Annotated in this window: 15 protein-coding genes and 1 pseudogene; 10 read left to right on the forward strand and 6 right to left on the reverse strand. The window is 40.4% G+C overall.

Going from position 1 to position 15,429, the window contains the following annotated elements:
• Positions 1 to 268 precede the first annotated feature (268 nt).
• Positions 269 to 985 (reverse strand): response regulator, encoded by a 717-nt coding sequence (locus H6G06_RS01990; RefSeq protein WP_190556554.1) that lies wholly within the window; start codon positions 983 to 985, stop codon positions 269 to 271.
• Between the two features lie 350 nt (positions 986 to 1,335).
• A complete protein-coding gene (locus tag H6G06_RS01995) occupies positions 1,336 to 1,515 on the reverse strand; it encodes a hypothetical protein (protein ID WP_190556556.1) in 180 nt (59 codons plus the stop codon).
• A 53-nt stretch (positions 1,516 to 1,568) separates the two neighbouring features.
• On the opposite strand from H6G06_RS01995, the pseudogene H6G06_RS27185 reads away from it, so the two are divergent.
• The 5 genes and pseudogenes from H6G06_RS27185 to ftsE form a co-directional block, all read left to right on the forward strand.
• A pseudogene (locus H6G06_RS27185) lies at positions 1,569 to 1,733 on the forward strand (RNA-guided endonuclease TnpB family protein); the annotation flags it as partial.
• 207 nt (positions 1,734 to 1,940) lie between these two features.
• On the forward strand, positions 1,941 to 2,129 hold the full coding sequence (locus H6G06_RS02000) for a zinc ribbon domain-containing protein (RefSeq protein ID WP_242039586.1): 189 nt from the start codon (positions 1,941 to 1,943) through the stop codon (positions 2,127 to 2,129).
• Between the two features lie 659 nt (positions 2,130 to 2,788).
• Positions 2,789 to 4,972: a hybrid sensor histidine kinase/response regulator gene (locus H6G06_RS02005; protein WP_190556558.1), complete on the forward strand. Its 2,184-nt coding sequence runs from the start codon at positions 2,789 to 2,791 to the stop codon at positions 4,970 to 4,972.
• A gap of 120 nt (positions 4,973 to 5,092) precedes the next feature.
• Positions 5,093 to 5,857, forward strand: a complete 765-nt coding sequence (locus H6G06_RS02010) for a WecB/TagA/CpsF family glycosyltransferase (RefSeq protein ID WP_190556560.1) — start codon at positions 5,093 to 5,095, stop codon at positions 5,855 to 5,857.
• A gap of 31 nt (positions 5,858 to 5,888) precedes the next feature.
• Entirely contained in the window at positions 5,889 to 6,608 is a 720-nt protein-coding gene (gene ftsE, locus H6G06_RS02015; RefSeq protein WP_190556562.1) for a cell division ATP-binding protein FtsE, read from the forward strand.
• 231 nt (positions 6,609 to 6,839) lie between these two features.
• Here ftsE and H6G06_RS02020 read toward each other — a convergent pair whose 3' ends face one another.
• Complete coding sequence (locus H6G06_RS02020) at positions 6,840 to 7,589, reverse strand: armadillo-type fold-containing protein (protein ID WP_190556564.1); 750 nt, start codon at positions 7,587 to 7,589, stop codon at positions 6,840 to 6,842.
• A gap of 224 nt (positions 7,590 to 7,813) precedes the next feature.
• Between H6G06_RS02020 and H6G06_RS02025 the strand changes: the two genes are divergently transcribed.
• On the forward strand, positions 7,814 to 8,710 hold the full coding sequence (locus H6G06_RS02025; RefSeq protein WP_190556566.1) for an alpha/beta fold hydrolase: 897 nt from the start codon (positions 7,814 to 7,816) through the stop codon (positions 8,708 to 8,710).
• Between the two features lie 121 nt (positions 8,711 to 8,831).
• Here H6G06_RS02025 and H6G06_RS02030 read toward each other — a convergent pair whose 3' ends face one another.
• Complete coding sequence (locus tag H6G06_RS02030; RefSeq protein WP_190556568.1) at positions 8,832 to 9,365, reverse strand: DUF4330 domain-containing protein; 534 nt, start codon at positions 9,363 to 9,365, stop codon at positions 8,832 to 8,834.
• A gap of 308 nt (positions 9,366 to 9,673) precedes the next feature.
• On the opposite strand from H6G06_RS02030, the gene H6G06_RS02035 reads away from it, so the two are divergent.
• Positions 9,674 to 10,528, forward strand: a complete 855-nt coding sequence (locus H6G06_RS02035) for a M48 family metallopeptidase (RefSeq protein WP_190556570.1) — start codon at positions 9,674 to 9,676, stop codon at positions 10,526 to 10,528.
• 283 nt (positions 10,529 to 10,811) lie between these two features.
• Here H6G06_RS02035 and H6G06_RS02040 read toward each other — a convergent pair whose 3' ends face one another.
• Positions 10,812 to 11,576, reverse strand: coding sequence for a metallophosphoesterase family protein (locus H6G06_RS02040; RefSeq protein WP_190556572.1), 765 nt, complete (start codon positions 11,574 to 11,576; stop codon positions 10,812 to 10,814).
• An 811-nt stretch (positions 11,577 to 12,387) separates the two neighbouring features.
• On the opposite strand from H6G06_RS02040, the gene H6G06_RS02045 reads away from it, so the two are divergent.
• Both H6G06_RS02045 and H6G06_RS02050 read left to right on the forward strand, forming a co-directional pair.
• Entirely contained in the window at positions 12,388 to 12,672 is a 285-nt protein-coding gene (locus tag H6G06_RS02045; protein ID WP_190556574.1) for a DUF2470 domain-containing protein, read from the forward strand.
• A 164-nt stretch (positions 12,673 to 12,836) separates the two neighbouring features.
• Positions 12,837 to 13,154: a hypothetical protein gene (locus H6G06_RS02050; protein WP_190556576.1), complete on the forward strand. Its 318-nt coding sequence runs from the start codon at positions 12,837 to 12,839 to the stop codon at positions 13,152 to 13,154.
• 34 nt (positions 13,155 to 13,188) lie between these two features.
• Here H6G06_RS02050 and H6G06_RS02055 read toward each other — a convergent pair whose 3' ends face one another.
• Positions 13,189 to 13,407: a hypothetical protein gene (locus H6G06_RS02055; protein ID WP_190556578.1), complete on the reverse strand. Its 219-nt coding sequence runs from the start codon at positions 13,405 to 13,407 to the stop codon at positions 13,189 to 13,191.
• A 90-nt stretch (positions 13,408 to 13,497) separates the two neighbouring features.
• Here H6G06_RS02055 and H6G06_RS02060 point away from each other — a divergent pair, with 90 nt between their 5' ends.
• A complete protein-coding gene (locus tag H6G06_RS02060; protein ID WP_190556580.1) occupies positions 13,498 to 15,225 on the forward strand; it encodes a succinate dehydrogenase/fumarate reductase flavoprotein subunit in 1,728 nt (575 codons plus the stop codon).
• Positions 15,226 to 15,429 lie beyond the last annotated feature (204 nt).

The following is a 15,429-nucleotide window of genomic DNA, read 5'->3' on the forward strand; positions in this document are numbered from 1 at the left end:
GAAGTTGAAACCTATAAATCTAAAAAAGTTTTTAGGTTTCAACGTCTTTTGACATACCTCCTCGTCCTCAAGTCCGAGGATTCCTTAACGCTTCATTGGGTTGTGCTATCGAAATAGTCTTACCATCCCTCGACGTTCGTTTATAGTCTCCTAATGCCCTATGGCGACTATATCTAGTACCATAAAGCCGTCCTTCTAGGACGGGGCTTGTATCCCATATTTTTTCAGTGGGCGATTTAGCAAGATCCCACTCACTAATTAGCCGTTCCTAGCCCACAATTCCAGAACGCAAAGCGCGTACTGCTGCTTGGGTGCGGTCATCAGCAGATAGCTTGTTAAGAATATTACGAACATGAGTTTTTACAGTCCCAATTGTGATATACAATCTTTCGGCGATGAGTGCATTGCTACAACCTTCGACTATTAACTGTAATACTTCTAATTCCCTATCTGTGAGGGCGTAAGGTTCGATAGACTGCTGATTTTCCTCTGATTCTAAAGAGTTTGCAAAGGTTTTGGTATATGAGGATACAGCTAATTTATTCGGATTTTGCTGTGCTTGTTGTAATACGATTCTGGCGATCGCTGGATCAATCCAAGCATAGCCATTGTAAGTTACTCGCACTGCTTCCAGCAAATTGTCATAGTTGATATCCTTCATACAGTAGGAGTCTGCACCTGCGGCAAAAGCTGCCAATACGGATTCCTTATTATCCTGTAGAGTCAAAATTAACACTTTTGTATTTAGCTCTTCAGTTTCAGTAATACTTTTTAGCTCTTTTGTTAGCTCAATTCCATCCTTATCTGGTAAACCAATATCGACAATAGCAATATCTGGTTGCACTGTTTTTAACATTTTTAGCCCCTCCGCAGCGGTGGTAGCTTCCCCAACAATTTCAATTTCTGTCTTTTGCAAAAGTGCTGTCCGAATGCCCACACGGGTGAGATCATGATCTTCAATTAGCGCGATGCGAATTTTACTCATAGTCAACTAATGCCTGTTAATACTCAGTTTTACACTCCTCACGCCTAAAAAGCATGAGATCATTAATTTACAATCAAGTTCAACAACTTTGCCCAACTTGCCTTAAATTACCTAGAGAGTAATTACTAGGAACATCTCACCTCTATACTTTATATTAAATAACAATACTCTAAATTGTAAACAAGTTAGATTTGGCGCTTCATAGAGATTGATAAACTTTAAAAAGATTATGGCTATTTTTAGCTAAAACAGCAAGAAGCCTCTCACCTACCCGTTCGCGCAGCGTGCCGTAAGCATAGGGAGGTGATGAGATGAATTGCCAGATAAAAACGAGACACGCCTTGACCACATCAAACCGCAGGTTTGACAGGGAGAGGGGTAGTTGAATTTTTATCAATTTCTGTATTCGGTAGTCGGTCAATCCAATCTTCAACTATCTGCGTCACAGTTTTGTCTTTGCTTGCCGCCCACTGTCTTAATTTATTCAATCTACGTTCGGACATCCGTACATTTAATCTAGTACTTTTCATACTTATGTATACCCATTGTTGTCACTATTATGTTATCCTATTCCTGATAGGAGAGTCGTTACAAAACCTTTACCTATCCACAAATAAAAAATGAATGTTTGCAAGGTAATCTAATTAATCTTCTCATGTTTGGCAAGGTTAAAGTTATTTTGCATCGTCCTATCCCAGATGGTTTGAAAATCAAAACTGCTTCCGTTACCAAGAAAGCTGACGGTTACTAGTCTAGAACAGGACTTACGCAAAACAGAACGGAAGTAGGGGTAATTCATGTAGCTTGCTTGCCCGTTGCGGTATTACCCCTACGCAAGAATCAGGTTTTGAGTTCAATCTTGCGTAAGTCCTATAGAAGACTCAACAGTTCCAACGATTAAAGCTGATTTCAATTCAGAATTTATAATTGGTATTGATGTTGGGTTAAAGGAATTCTGTTTAAATGTGATAGCTGTGGTTTTGAGTGTGACAGAGATTTAAACGCTGCGATTAATTTAAAAAAAGAAGCGGTCAGATTGACCGTGTTAGCCTGTGGACTAGATAGTGCCGGCACTTCTAGGAGTTCAGTGAGCATAGTCGAACTGGTGAAGCAGGAAGAAAAAGCCGACTTTTGTTGGCATTAGTTAGCTTTTTTGTATCGGCATTCCGTTCTTAAAGCCAAGAGCCTCCTAAGCAATAGCCGGATTGTCTTGGAAGCCTACACTTACTGCGAAGCAGAAGTGTAGGAGTATGTCACACTAAGTTGATCTGGGCGATATCCAGAAATTTATCTTATGATCAATAATCTATGGGGTTATGGAGTGAGCAGGAATCAGGTAGACAGCATAAAATCTTCTTTGAGGAAGAATTACACACTGACAACCATCTTAGGCAACCCTAATTTTTCCTTGGTTTACTTTGGTTTACTTTCATTCACTCAACCAAATCACAGAAGATGTAGTAATTAGTAATTCGTAAATTATCAAATTTGTTAGTTAGAAACAAAGTGATTTTATACTGAATTTTTGGGAGCATCCCAATTTTGCAAAAACGCGGAATAAGTATCCGAAAACCCTCTGCTTTCTTCTTACCTTCGTGGTTCGTTCATTTCACGTCTTGTTAAAGTTAGAAGCTCAGAAAAAAATAAACTTACACATTGGGAATGCTCCCGAATTTTTCAAGTTTCATAGCAACTAACTCAACCGAGTATAACTTAAAAACAGTTGATGAAATTATAATTTGCAGACCGTAAGACCCAATCGCTATATAAGCGCAATCACTTAAAATAGATCCATGAAAAAATATGCCGGAAATATGGAATAATCTTTTTAACTCAGGTCTGTTTATACCACATGGGCATTGCTATCTCTGGAAAACTGATTTAGTTTTGCTACATTTATTGTCTGATGCACTGATTGCTCTAGCTTATTACTCAATTCCTATCACACTATTTTACTTTGTTAATAAGCGTAAAGATCTCCCATTCTCTTGGATTTTTCTCTTGTTTAGCGCCTTTATCATAGCTTGTGGTACTACGCACTTATTAGAAATTTGGACTCTTTGGCATCCCATATATTGGTTATCAGGGTTGGTTAAAGCTGGCACTGCAATAATATCTTTAATTACAGCATTAGAACTTGTACCTTTAGTTCCACAAGCACTAGCTCTTCCGAGTCCGACTCAACTCAAACAAATAAATCAAGAACTGCAAACAGAAATATCGGATCGGTTACGGATAGATAAAGAACTGAGAAAATATCAGAATCATTTGGAGGAATTGGTTGCTCTCCGCACGCAAGAGATTACTAACACCAACGAGCAATTAGGACAGGAAATTACTGAACGTCAACGCATCCTAGAAGTTTTACGACAAAGTGAGGAACGCTACCGTTATTTGGTGGAAGCAATCCCCCAACTTGTCTGGACAAGTGATGCACAAGGACAGTGTGATTTTTTTAATCTCAATTGGAGTGAATATACAGGATTAACATTAGAGCAATCATTGGGTTCTGGTTGGTTAGCAGCATTGCATCCAGATGATGTGGAAAGTTCTTATCAAGTCTGGTTAAATGCTGTTGAAACTGGTAAAATTTATGAGAATGAATACCGCTTTAAACGGGCTGCGGATGGTTGTTATCGCTGGCAATTGGCACGGGGATTACCACTTAAAAATGAGCAAGATTGTGTAATCAAGTGGTTTGGTACTTGTACAGATATCCATGAACATAAAGAAATACAAGAAGAACGCGTCCGCTTATTGGAATTAGAACAAGCAGCACGGGCTAAAGCTGAAACAGCTAATCGAATTAAAGATGAATTTCTGGCTGTACTCTCTCATGAGTTACGCACACCTCTAAATGCAATTTTAGGCTGGTCTCAGTTATTGCGAATTCATAAATTTGACGAGATTAAGACATCTCAAGCTTTAGAAATAATTGAACGCAATGCCAAATTACAGGTGCAACTGATTGAAGATTTACTTGATGTTTCGCGAATTTTACAGGGTAAACTGGCGCTGAATAGGGTAAACGTAAATTTAGCCCCTATAGTTTTATCGGCGATAGAAACAATACGTTTGGCAGCAGAAACTAAGTCTATTCAGTTAAACACAATCTTTCCAGAGAAGATCGCTCAAGTGATAGGTGACCCGACTCGCTTGCAACAAGTGGTTTGGAATTTGCTTTCTAACGCTGTTAAATTTACAACTAGGGGAGGAACGGTAGAAGTTCAATTAGGTGAAGTTGATGGCTATGCTGAAATTATAGTTAGTGATACAGGTAAGGGGATTAGTGCTGAGTTTTTGCCCTATGTTTTTGATTACTTCCGGCAGGCAGATAGCAGTTCTACCAGAAAATTTGGTGGATTAGGTTTGGGGCTGGCAATTGTCCGGAATATAGTGGAAATACATGGCGGTATGATCACAGCAGAAAGCCCTGGTATAGATCAGGGGGCAAGGTTTACTGTCAGATTACCCTTGATTAAAGATGATAGTTCCAGGATGGTAAATGAAGAAAATAATTCTTCATTCTTAACGCTTAATTCTTTGCCGCTGAATGGTCTACAGGTTTTAGTTGTTGATGATGATGCTGATTCTCTCGATTTTGTCGCCTTTGTTTTAGAAAAATATGGGGCTGAGGTGATGGCGTTATCTTCAGGATTGGCAGCAATACAAATGCTATCACAGAGACATATAGATGTGTTAATCAGTGATATTAGTATGCCAGAAATGGATGGCTATATGCTAATGCGTCAAGTCAGAACTTGGAAGACAGAACAAGGGAGAAAAATTCCAGCCATTGCTTTAACTGCCTCTGCTGGAGAATATGACCAACGCCAGGCTATAGACGCAGGATTTCAGTTGCATCTGCCAAAGCCGATAGCAGGAGAAGACTTAGTGCGAGCGATCGCTCAAGTAATTAATTTACCGCAAAGTGAGCAGGATCAACTTCCATCCCTGAATCCAAAACCAGATTTGCATCCAAACTGAAAGAAGAATTTTTATCTTGGCAATCAGGCAAAAACTAACCCAAAATATACAATCCGTCTGGGAGAAAATTTGATAGACTAAGCTTCTAAATAATTTGGTGTAAGTCTAATAAAATATACTATGTATAAATCAGATACAAAATTTTCAGTGTTGGGTTTACCAGTTCATGTGATGACAAACTATCCCCACTGGTTGCTAGAATGCCTACAACAAGGCAGAGGAACTCATGTAGTTACGCTCAATGCAGAAATGACTATGCAGGCGGAGCGGAATCACTTCCTCGCTGAAGTAATTCAAAAAGCTGATTTAGTGATTCCAGATGGCGCAGGGGTTGTTTTGTATTTGCAGTGTCTATTAAGACAAGAAGTAAAACGTTGTCCAGGAATTGAATTAGCAGAAAAACTGTTACAAGAACTCGGTCAGCACAAAACACCTACTAAAGTATTTTTCTATGGAGGAGCTACGGGAGTAGCCGCAACCGCCGCAGAGTTTTGGCAGATGGAAATTCCAGATTTGGATATAGTAGGTACTCACTCCGGATACCATTCCCCAGAAGAAGAACAAATATTACAGCAAACATTAGCTCAATTGCAGCCACAAGTCATTTTTGTTGGTCTAGGAGTGCCACGTCAAGAGTTATGGATCGCCAAAAACCGCCATTTCTGTCCCCAAGCAATTTGGATTGGGGTTGGTGGTAGTTTCGATATTTGGTCAGGGAGAAAAACTCGCGCTCCTCGTTGGTTGGCAAATAACAATTTAGAATGGCTGTACCGTTTGTATCAAGAACCTTGGCGTTGGCGGCGAATGCTGGCTTTACCTGAGTTCGTACTCAAGGCCTTTGTTTATCGCTTGACTGCCAGGAGTATAAACAGTGCTGGATGTTGAAATGGGTAATTGGTCATAGGAATGTCTATAGATGTCAACAGTTTACATAACAGAAGACACAGATAGTCAACAGCAGGGTAGTCAAGCTGGGGCAATGGTAGAGTTGCGCTCCGTCACCAAGACTTATACCAACGGCTATCATGCCCTGCTGGATGTGAGTATAAATATCAAAAAGGGAGAATTTCTGTTTATTACAGGGCCGAGTGGTTCTGGAAAATCGACCTTTTTAAAACTGCTCTATGGTCAAGAGTTACCCAGCCAAGGAGAGGTAATTGTTGATGATTTGAATGTAGCAAACTTACGGGGCGATCGCTTATCATTGTTGCGCCGACGCATAGGAATCGTCTTTCAAGACTATAAATTAATTCCCCAGCGGACTGTGGCAGAGAATGTAACTTTTGTACTGCAAGCTCAAGGCTACACTCGTAAAGAAATTCAACGACGTTTAGAACCCACTTTAAAATTAGTAGGTTTATTATCTAAAGCTGACTCTTTTCCTGATCAACTTTCTGGGGGAGAACAGCAGCGGGTGAGTATTGCGCGAGCAATTATCGCTACCCCACCCCTACTACTAGCCGATGAACCAACGGGAAACCTTGATCCCGATAATTCCTGGCAAGTTATCCAGATTCTCCAGAAATTAAATACTTTTGGAGCTACAGTAATTGTCACTACTCATGATGAGCAGCTGGTAAGACGGTGTAATCATCCTGTGGTTCAGGTGAAGAATGGAAGGTTATATCGAAATTAGTATAGGGAACAGGGAATAGGGAACGGGGAACAGGGAACAGGGAATAGGGAACAGGGAACAGGCAGCAGGGTAAAATTAATCAACTTTTGCCTCTTACCTTTTGCCTTCTTCCATTGATAACCGACAACTATAGCAGTGGACATGATGGTTAGGACATAAATTAATAATGAAACTCTGACTACAACAGGGTTTCACTCTTGACTCCTGACTCCTGACTCCTGCTATAAGTGACTAATAAACCTCGTGCTTAACTTTTGTAGATATAGGTACAAGAGGTTTATTACTGGTGGATAGTAGCATTTGTAACCCATCCAAGGTTTGCAAACTATTCAAAGCTGCTTCACGAATTATTGCTTCTTCTTCCGTACTCAATAGGAGTTGTAAGCATTCGACCACATTTTGCTTTACTGAAGCATCAGCTTGTTTGCGAGTGATGAATTTAGTTAGTTGGCGCACAGCAAGCAACCGTTTTAAGGGATCTGTTTCCGTTAAGTTGTTTAACAATTGTTCAAGATAGTCTTCCTCTCGATTTTCCTGAAAGTTGAAAATTTGCCACACCAACAAGACTAAAGTTAGCAATGTTCCAAACCCTTGCACAATAGTACCAACAGCCATCCAAAGACTTGGGGAATCAACCCAGATGGCAGCTGCCATGTAAGTAATCAAAGTAGCAACACCACCACTAGCCACTGCTAAAGCTAACCGAACGTTGGCACTGTTTAAAAACCTGCGTATTTCTAACCAACTTATTTGCCAGTTCCATTTAGGTATTGAGTAAGCGATGAGCATTACCCCAATACCAACGGCAAGTGCTAATAGCAACTTCCAGTTCCAAAACAGCATAGCAACGATGATTGTCAAGAATCCAAGAATGGTTCCAGGTTCAGAGAAACGTTTTAACTTTCGTTGCTTTGGGCTTCCTGTCTTGATCTCTGGAAGCTGTTTGAATAATTGCCGCCAAGAAGACGAAGCCTGTGTCACAGCTTTTACTTAACCTATTTAATACAATATTTTTTGTTTGTGGACAGGATGCCCACTTCACAAGAATTATATTTGATTTATTCTAACGATGGTCAGAAGTTATGGTGTTCTTAGTTGGCTGATAATAAACAGGAAGGGGGAGTTTGTACCCAATCAGTCAGCATTTTGGAGCTACTTCGGTGCTATGAATGCTAATTAGTTACAAAAATTAACAGATAATACTTATGTTGCAACCTTTAGGCTTTGAGCAAAGCTCCGTCAATACGTCACTAGGCAGGATGGTATACTATACTGCTAGTGGCTCACCTTGGCAGGATAAAAGCGAAAAATCGGACAAGGAAACTTTGTTGTTTCTGCATGGCTTTGGTGGTGGGTCTTCTGCTTATGAGTGGTCGAAGGTATATCCAGCTTTTGCTGCTGAATATCGAGTCATTGCACCAGATTTAATTGGTTGGGGTGGCTCTGAGCATCCGCAACGCAGTTACAAAATTGAGGATTATTTGACGACGATTCAAGAGTTGATTGAGCAGACCTGTACAGAGCCAGTGATGGTAATAGCCTCTTCTCTGACAGCAGCTTTGACAATTCGAGTTGCGATCGCCCGTCCTGATTTATTTAAGTCTTTAATTCTTGTCAGTCCCGCTGGACTTTCGGACTTTGGCCAAGACTACTCCCGCAGCTTTTTTGCCCAGTTAGTCAGTGTTCCCTTTGTTGATCGCTTGTTATATAGTACAGGAATTGCCACTGATTCAGGTATTCGCAGCTTTTTAGAGCAAAGACAATTTGCCGAATCTAATCGAGTTTATCAAGAGATTGTGGACGCTTATTTACAATCTGCCCAACAACCAAATGCTGAATATGCAGCACTGTCTTTTGTTCGTGGAGATTTGTGCTTTGATTTGTCTCTTTACATTCAACAGTTGACAACTCCCACAGCTATCATTTGGGGACAAAAATCACAATTTACAGGACCAGAAATCGGTCGCCGCTTTGCGGAAATGAATCCCCAAAGTATTCGATTCTTTCAACCTTTAGAAAATGTGGGATTAACTCCGCAATTAGAATTACCTGCGGTGACAATTGGATTAATTCGTAAATTTTTAACTTTGCTGAATGGGTGATTGGGGATTGGGGGCTGGGAAAGAAAATTTTAGATTTTAGATTTTAGATTTTAGATTGGAGTTAATAAAATCCAAAATCCAAAATCCAAAATCCAAAATTGAATTACCCATTACCAAAATACTAATTATCTTTTAAACGAATATCGATGACTGAAGCGTTAAAATTATAGTTAAAACCTTCTAATTCAAAAGGCATTCCAATTTTAACTTTACTATTACCTAAAACTGGCCCGCTGTTGGTAACTTGTGCTTTACCTTCTAGGGTCAAAAGAAAATCTGCACTAAAGTTGTTTGCTCTTGGATCTGCTAATTCTTTAACTGAACCATCTGGTTGAGGAACAGTAACAGTTCTTTCTAGCTGTTGAATAGATTTAATACCAATTTGTCCATAGGGTTGATTACGAATAATTACATTTGTTTTACCGCCCTTACTAAATCCTTGTTTAAATAACTGCTCAGGGTCGCGGACATTTAAACCACGCACTACTAAGTCTACTTCGATAGGTACTGTTTTCGTGCCGACTTGAGCTACAGAACCGGAAGTTCCGGGAAATATAAAGATGCCGATTATAACTAGTAAGATGATCAGCGCAGCACCTAAATCGAGTAAGTTGATTTTGCCGAATAAGCGACCTTTGGAATCTAAAATTGGCATAACAAGTTTTTTCAGGTTAAATTGTAGTCAAAGAAGGTTTGAGAGGGAAGTGGCAATTTTGCCTATTTGGTAGCAGCTAATAACGGATGGAAGGTACAGTTATGCGACAGTTTATCATAGCTGGAACAGTTGGAAGCAGTGGCAGCAGAAAGGTAAGTAATAAAGCAGTTGAGAATTTCTGATTTTTAATCATAGCGTAGACTTCCCTCGTCTGTTTTTTCACAGGTATTGAGTTGAGAATGCAACTTAGTAAGCTGTAAATACGTCTCCTATTTTAAGTTCTCACACCACTCTCTTTTCATGGGATTATGATTAACTGGAATGGATTTTTGGCAAATTATCGTATAGGGCGGCGACGTTGGTTTTATCCGTTGATTTCGCTAAGTGTTGCTCTGAGTCTGTGCTTGAGTACACCTTTACCCGGCAAAGCTATAGATTTATTGCCGCTTTTATTTCAAGGGGTACAAGTATTTCAGATGTCTAATCTATCTGCTCGTCAGGAAGTTGAGCTTGGCAAGCAGATGAATGATGAGTTACGCCAAGAAGTAAGAATTTCCCGCAATCAGCAGCTTAATAGTTATGTGGAGCAGATTGGTAGGCGGTTAGCAGCTAATAGCGATCGCTCTAATATTCCTTATACTTTTCAGGTAGTTGAGGATGATGCTGTTAATGCTTTTGCAACTCTGGGTGGTTTCGTTTATGTAAATACAGGGTTGGTAAAAGCTGCGGAAAATGAAGCGGAACTAGCAAGTGTAATTGGCCATGAAATGGGTCACATTGAGGGTCAACACTTAATCAAGCAGATGCGCCAAAGAGCGATCGCTAGTGGTGTTGCTAGTGCAACTGGCTTAAATCGGAATCAGGCAGTAGCTATAGGTGTTGATTTGGCTCTAAATCGTCCAAAAAGTCGTCAAGATGAATATGATGCTGATAGAAGAGGATTGAGGGCTTTAACGCAGGCTGGTTATGCTCCCTCAGCTATGGTTTCCTTTATGAAAAAGCTACAGGGAAGAAGTTCAGTTCCCACTTTTTTGAGTACACACCCCGGAGCGAGCGATCGCGTTAAGTCTCTCCAAAGCCAAATACAGCGTCAACCAAGCAATAGCAATTATGGCTTAGATAATACGGCTTACCAAGCTAATATACGGGCATTGTTGCGGTAGAAATGCCATTTTTTCCAAAGTCTCTCCGTTTAGTCATTTCTGTGAACTGAACTTGAAGATGATTTAGTAATTGCCAATTCATAATTCATAATCAAAATCCGGGTAGAAATCCCCGGCTTCAACAAGCCCATTAAAAACGCAATGATGAATTACAGCAGGAGTCAGGAGTCAGGAGTCAGGAGTCAGGAGTAAAACTGGCTTTGTGTATTGGTTTCAATTTAGATTCTGTACCTCATTGATATTGATCTGCAATCTGCTGTAATCAATTATGAATTATGAATTGTTAATAGGATCGCTGCTTGTGGCGACGACTAACTTTGATTTCCTTTGGCGAAATCCTAGTAACTGCTTTTTCCAAAGGTAAAGTCCGAACGCAGTTCTTAAAAACATTAGCTTGATAAACCACGTTATTGGTAATATCCAGTCCGGTTAACCAACCACTGCGCGGATGATAAGCACCAGTATCAATATCTAACCAACCTTCTCCTTGTGCCAATTGACCAGCCTCAACACCTGGTAGAGTGAAAGTGATGGTATGACCGACGATAATTAACTTATCGGTAAAGTACGGAAGTTCCATGCTGTGAAATTCATCACGTATCCAGCAAAGTTCCTCCGCGCTTTGTTCGGACACAGCTTTGTACGGATCAACACCTGCATGAGTTAACCAAACATCCCCCAAGTCAATATATGTTGGTAGGTTTGCAAACCAATCGAGATGATCTTGAGGAATTTTGGCTGCTTGATAACTAGTAACGGTTGCTTGTCCCCCACTATACAGCCATGCTTGTAGTGCTTGATTAGAGTTTAAATTATTACCCATTACACTTAAAAGCATCTGCTCATGATTACCTAGCAGACAAGGATAGTTATTTTCTTTAACAAAATTTACTACCTGTGCGCTTTGAGGTCCACGATCTATTAAGTCTCCCAAAAAATAGACTTGATCTTCTGATGTGGGTGCTATTTCTTTCAGAAGTATCATTAGACCTTGATAATAACCATGTACATCCCCAATAATAATTCGGCGTGGACTAATTTCTTTCATAGAATCTTGGCTTGAATAAATTAACTGATATAGTTTTACTACAGTTTTATGTGTCTGAATTTTTGCCTGCAAGGGTTACTTTTATCGAACAGAATTCAGGAGTCAGGAGTCAGAATCGGCTAAACGCCCCGCTACCGCTAACAGAATGAATTTTGTCCGACTGGCGGATGAATAATCGGGTTTAAGACCCCCACTAAATTGAAAATTTGGTGAGCTTCAATCAGTGGCGGGTTCCAATCCTCCAGTGATTGCATTCTGACTCCTGTAGCTTGCTTCCCGCAGGGTATTCTGACTTCTGAATTCTTCTTCAACTGATGAATTATATAATTATTTAGGTTTAACAAAAAATTCAGTGCCTTAGTTAAAATTATATCAGATAAGTAGGTGAGAAGAGAAAAACCGAAGTGTGTAACGAAAAGTCAAATTGCCCAAAACTTCTTGCCTGTTAACAGTTCCCTTATCATAACGACAATTTTTAACGCCAACCTGACTTGAAAATAAGACCCCACCCCTAACCCCTCCCCGCAAGCGAGGATCGGAATAAGAGTTTTTCATCATCTCCTGGTGTACGCAGTTCATGATGGCTACTTAAAAGATGGTGAATGTAAATCTCAGGCTAGTAAGTAAGTGGGCGTTAAAAAATATAATATAAACCTAACCCCCAAACCCCCTTTCCTACCAGGGAAGGGGGAGTCAAAGCCTTTCCCCTCGTAGGGGAGAGGTTTGGAGAGAGGTTTTATATTTAATTGTGCCAAGTTACTTATAACTTAGAATATAGACGATATCCGTCTACCCCATTTGGTACGTTACAATGTCTGATCAGTTCTCGCCAGAAATTAGCTCTCGCATCTGCCAACACATGAACGAAGATCACGCAGATGCGGTGGTGACATACGTTCAGGTATTTGGTAAGATCAAAAATGCCACAACAGCCCAGATGCTATCAATTGATGCCCAGGGTATGAATTTAACGGCACAGGTGGATGAAGAGACAGTGCCAGTTCGCATCCCGTTTGATCATGTTTTAGCCGATTCTGAAGATGCTCATCAAACCTTGATAGCAATGGTGAAGCAAGCGCGGGTAAAGGTAAATTAGAAACTGCTGAAAAAGCCATAAATCCCACTTGACAAGTTAGACAAGAGGAGAAACAACTAAATTGTTAAGTGATATTACAAACCTTGGAAAAATATTGAGAAATTGCCCGTCAGCCAAACATGGTTCTAAGGTAGAACCTAGAGGATAGACTTGAGGTAAACAGGATGAATAAGAATAATATTCAAAACTATCGGTTTGTTTGCACTTTGACCTTTGGTGATATCTACGGACAAATCATTGTTTGGCTAATCACAATTACCATTAGTTTAGCATCAGCTTTGGCACTGATGGGCGCTAGAAGACCAGTATATGCTTTAGCTACGGTAGGACTCGTGATAGTTCTCACACTGCCTTTCTTGCTGTTTGCCTTTGTGACGACATTGTTAAATCATATCGAATTGGCTGCTGTGGAACCGGGAACAAAAACTGAACCTATACCCGGTAACGTTTCTCAGCAACAGCCTATCCAAGCAACTAGTTGAGGCAATTTAAAATTAACCCTTGACAATCAAAAAATTATAAAACACCCCTGTCCATTGGCAGGGAATTTTTTTGTAAAGCAGTTATTTTTAAATAGGTCTTGCTGATAGCTAACGCCAAGCGTAAGCCATAAAAGTTTTTTCGTGAGGAGTAGGAGTCAGGAGGGGGAGTGAGGAAGAAGTCAGAATGGCCTCGAATCTGAAAAAGTGTTTGATTTTTAATAGGATGAAGGCTTATTTCTGGCATATTATCCACCTTTTATACTCCTTAATGTATTGATTTATCAAGGTTTTCGGTTTATTCAGTAATAGCTAAATAGATTTGAATAAATTTCAGGGAGCGATTATGTTAGAACATGATGTGATTATTGTTGGCGGGGGATTGGCAGGATGTCAGGCGGCGTTAGAAATTGCCCGGACTAACCCCAGATTAAACGTGGCCGTAGTTGCGAAAACTCATCCTATTCGTTCTCACTCAGTCGCAGCCCAAGGTGGTATGGCGGCATCTTTGAAAAATGTTGATCCAGAAGATAGTTGGGAAGCACACGCTTTTGATACTGTCAAGGGTTCTGATTACTTGGCGGATCAGGACGCTGTAGCTATTCTCACCCAAGAAGCGCCAAATGTAGTCATTGATTTAGAGCATCTGGGGGTTTTATTCTCCCGTCTACCGGATGGTAGAATTGCCCAAAGGGCTTTTGGTGGACATTCCCACAACCGCACCTGTTACGCGGCTGATAAAACTGGTCATGCAATTTTACATGAGTTGGTGAATAATTTGCGGCGTTATGGTGTGCAGATTTACGAAGAATGGTATGTAATGCGCCTGATTTTAGAAGATGGTCAGGCTAAGGGTTTGGTGATGTTTCACCTGTTAGATGGACATATTGAGGTGGTGCGGGCTAAGGCAGTGATGTTTGCGACGGGGGGATATGGTCGCGTTTATAACACTACTTCTAATGATTATGCTTCCACAGGTGACGGTTTGGCAATGACAGCGATCGCTGGTTTGCCTTTAGAAGATATGGAATTTGTGCAGTTTCATCCTACCGGTTTATATCCTGTAGGAGTGCTAATTTCCGAAGCTGTGCGGGGGGAAGGGGCGTATTTAATTAATGCTGAGGGCGATCGCTTTATGGCGAATTATGCGCCTAGTCGCATGGAATTGGCTCCTCGTGATATTACCTCAAGAGCGATCGCTTATGAAATTCGCGCTGGAAGAGGTGTAAATTCTGACGGTAGCCCAGGTGGTAAATTTGTTTACCTTGATTTACGCCATCTTGGTAAAGAAAAAATCATGAGTCGCGTTCCCTTCTGCTGGGAAGAAGCCCATCGTTTGGTAGGTGTAGATGCTGTCACTCAACCCATGCCAGTACGTCCCACCATTCATTATTGCATGGGCGGTATACCAGTAAACACAGATGGACAAGTTCGCAGCAGTGCAGATGAATTAGTAGAAGGCTTTTTTGCTGCTGGGGAAACCGCTTGCGTTTCTGTTCATGGTGCAAATCGTCTCGGTAGTAATTCGCTGTTAGAATGTGTAGTTTATGGTAAGCGAACCGGGGCAAGTATAGCTAGATATGTGCAGAATAGCAAATTACCATCTGTAGATGAACAACGTTATATTACCGAAGCAAAACAAGAAATTCAAACTTTATTAGAACAACCTGGAAAATATCGAATTAACGAAATTCGGCAACAATTCCAAGATACAATGACGGAATTTTGTGGAGTGTTTAGAACAGCAGAATTAATGAGTGAAGGTTTGCAGAAATTAGCAGAATTACAACAACAATATCCACAGGTTTATTTAGATGATAAAGGCAGTTGTTGGAATACGGAATTAGTAGAAGCGTTAGAATTGCGAAGTTTAATGATCGTAGGACAGACAATTTTAGCATCAGCTTTAAATCGTCAGGAAAGTCGCGGCGCACATTTTCGGGAAGATTTTTCCAATCGGGATGATGGTAATTTCTTGAAACACACAATGGCTTATTATTCACCTGCGGGAATTGATATTCAATATATGCCTGTGGTGGTGAATATGTTTGAGCCAAAGGAGAGGAAGTATTAAAATTATTTAGAGGATTTTTTTATTTCACGCAAAGGCGCAAAGGAGCAAAGGAAGATAGATAAAAATTATTCTTTCTCTGCGTTCTCTGCGTCTCTGCGGTTCTTTAAAAAAATAGGATTGAACCACGAAGGGACGAAGGACACGAAGGAAGAGAGGAAAAAAGTAATGTTATTTTGTTAATAAATAGAGAATAAAGTATAATAT

This window comes from Anabaena sphaerica FACHB-251 (assembly GCF_014696825.1).
In the GTDB taxonomy this organism is placed as follows: Bacteria; Cyanobacteriota; Cyanobacteriia; order Cyanobacteriales; family Nostocaceae; genus RDYJ01.

Excerpts from the sequence above, each read along its gene's own strand:
- H6G06_RS02005 (WP_190556558.1), top strand. The coding sequence starts at position 2,789 with ATGCCGGAAATATGGAATAATCTTTTTAACTCAGGTCTGTTTATACCA.
- H6G06_RS01990 (WP_190556554.1), bottom strand. The coding sequence starts at position 985 with ATGAGTAAAATTCGCATCGCGCTAATTGAAGATCATGATCTCACCCGT.
- H6G06_RS02040 (WP_190556572.1), bottom strand. The coding sequence starts at position 11,576 with ATGAAAGAAATTAGTCCACGCCGAATTATTATTGGGGATGTACATGGT.
- H6G06_RS02025 (WP_190556566.1), top strand. The coding sequence starts at position 7,814 with ATGTTGCAACCTTTAGGCTTTGAGCAAAGCTCCGTCAATACGTCACTA.
- H6G06_RS02045 (WP_190556574.1), top strand. The coding sequence starts at position 12,388 with ATGTCTGATCAGTTCTCGCCAGAAATTAGCTCTCGCATCTGCCAACAC.
- H6G06_RS02030 (WP_190556568.1), bottom strand. The coding sequence starts at position 9,365 with ATGCCAATTTTAGATTCCAAAGGTCGCTTATTCGGCAAAATCAACTTA.
- ftsE (WP_190556562.1), top strand. The coding sequence starts at position 5,889 with ATGTCAACAGTTTACATAACAGAAGACACAGATAGTCAACAGCAGGGT.
- H6G06_RS01995 (WP_190556556.1), bottom strand. The coding sequence starts at position 1,515 with ATGAAAAGTACTAGATTAAATGTACGGATGTCCGAACGTAGATTGAAT.
- H6G06_RS02050 (WP_190556576.1), top strand. The coding sequence starts at position 12,837 with ATGAATAAGAATAATATTCAAAACTATCGGTTTGTTTGCACTTTGACC.
- H6G06_RS02010 (WP_190556560.1), top strand. The coding sequence starts at position 5,093 with ATGTATAAATCAGATACAAAATTTTCAGTGTTGGGTTTACCAGTTCAT.
- H6G06_RS02035 (WP_190556570.1), top strand. The coding sequence starts at position 9,674 with ATGATTAACTGGAATGGATTTTTGGCAAATTATCGTATAGGGCGGCGA.
- H6G06_RS02060 (WP_190556580.1), top strand. The coding sequence starts at position 13,498 with ATGTTAGAACATGATGTGATTATTGTTGGCGGGGGATTGGCAGGATGT.